Origin of the sequence: Robertmurraya sp. (assembly GCF_036676585.1) — a bacterium.
Lineage (GTDB): Bacteria > Bacillota > Bacilli > Bacillales > Cytobacillaceae > Robertmurraya_A.
In genome coordinates this window covers 1-1,861 of record NZ_JAKFCQ010000033.1, presented here as the reverse complement: position 1 = coordinate 1,861, position 1,861 = coordinate 1, and the positions used below count along the sequence as shown (strand labels likewise).

Genomic DNA, 1,861 nt, shown 5'->3' with positions numbered 1-1,861 from the left:
CCAATCGAGTCACGCAGGGGAATTTCACCCCTACGTTCTCACGGAACCGTGCTTGAAAGTCTCCCTTCACACGGCTCTTCATAGTATTAAATCACACAAATGTACTAAACACTTATGGATGCACCAATATCCAATGTAGGAATAAATTGGGCTTTTCTTTGTGCTTTGTTTTCAAGTATCTTACCGATGCTTTCTTATAAAGCCCTTTTTCCCATTTTACCCATTTGAGTAGTCGCTCGTTTAGTTGCCGCCATACGTTTCTAATGTCGCTTTTTCGAAATTTGTGATAGTAATTGATTATTCCTCTTAACACTGGATTTATTTCTTTTGCTATCTCTTCAATCGTCTTTCGCTTTTTGTGGATTTTCAGTGTTTTGAATTTTTCCATCAAATTATTCTTTGACTTTTGACTTATGAAAATGCTTGGAATAGATTTAACTTTACCCTTACTTTTAATTGAGCTTGGACGAATTGTGAAACCTAAAAAGTCGAATCCTTTAGGGTATTTCTTTAGTGAAATCCCTCTTAAGTTCACTATTTTACTTTTCTCTGAATGCAAAACCAACTTGCAACTTTCCATTCTTTTATTGATTAAATGAAGCATATACAAGGCTTGTTTTTCCGTTTTGCAATGCACCACTATATCGTCTGCATAGCGTTCAAAAGGCTTTGTGGGATGTTGTTTTTCCATCCATTTGTCAAACACAACGTGAAGAAATAAATTTGCCAATAATGGACTTATTACTCCTCCTTGTGGTGTGCCTGATAGCGTGGGGACAAAACTTCCGTCTTGTTGTACCACACCCGATTTGAGCCATCTTTCGACGTACATTATAACCCATTTGTCTTTGCAATAATGAGTCACCGTTTTCATTAATAGTTCGTGATCAATGTTATCAAAAAAGCCTTTGATGTCTAGATCTATTGCAAAATCGTGGTTAAACGAGTTTACATTGGCTTGCTTTACAGCTTGATGACAATTGCGATTGGGGCGATACCCAAACGAACTTTCATGAAATAGGGGTTCTACTATTCTTTCTAAATGGCGTTTGACTACTTGTTGTGCTATACGGTCTAAAATCGTGGGGATGCCCAATTTGCGAATTCCTCCATCTTTCTTTGGTATGCCAACTTGTTTGACAGCATTGGGGTAATAGCTTCCTGAGGTAAGCCTGTTCCATAGTTTATAGAGTTCGGTTTTCTTGTTTTCTTCCAAGTATTCCCAGTCCATTTTGTCTATGCCTGCGCTACCTTTGTTGGCTTTCACTTCTTTGAATGCCTGCCAAACCATTACTTTGGTTATTGGCTGTGATTTTGTTTCATAATAATCTATCATCCCGTTTAACTGGTTGTAAATTGTTAGTAAAACTTACTATGCTTAGCCCTTTGCTCCATTTCCATTACAGAAACTTCATCACTACTACGACTAAGTCTGCCCCTTATATCTCAACCACATCCTTTGTTGTCTGTTTCCTCTTGCGATTTGGCAGAACGATATAAAGTTCACTTGTTCCTTAAAATAGCCTATTGATGCGTCTTGCCAACTTAACCCCGGATGCCGTGTATCCAGTAATCAGGTTTCCGATACACTCGGTCATAGGTACAAACGTAACTACCTATTTTTGACATCGTCTTTTGCGCTTACGAGGCTTCTTCATTGGTTTACTTGCGTTCAACTCACATCAACTCACCTACAGCATTCCTTGATGCCGTTTTTCTTTGTCGCTCACCACAAAATAGTTTCCTAATTATGCAGCACAAAGTGGTTTAATAACTACTCCTGAAAGTCGTCATTGAGAGACCTACTCTCATCTATTTTAAAGCACCAACAACTACGTTGTTGTTCAAGTCACACACGTTC

The 1,861-nt window shown here is 38.4% G+C and carries 1 protein-coding gene; it reads right to left on the bottom strand.

Annotated features, from left to right (window positions below; translation table 11 throughout):
* Positions 1–112 precede the first annotated feature (112 nt).
* The gene (ltrA, locus tag ACGLXV_RS03935) at positions 113–1,336 is read right to left on the bottom strand and encodes a group II intron reverse transcriptase/maturase (protein ID WP_391557595.1); all 1,224 of its coding nucleotides are present in this window, start codon (positions 1,334–1,336) and stop codon (positions 113–115) included.
* Between the last annotated feature and the right edge of the window lie 525 nt (positions 1,337–1,861).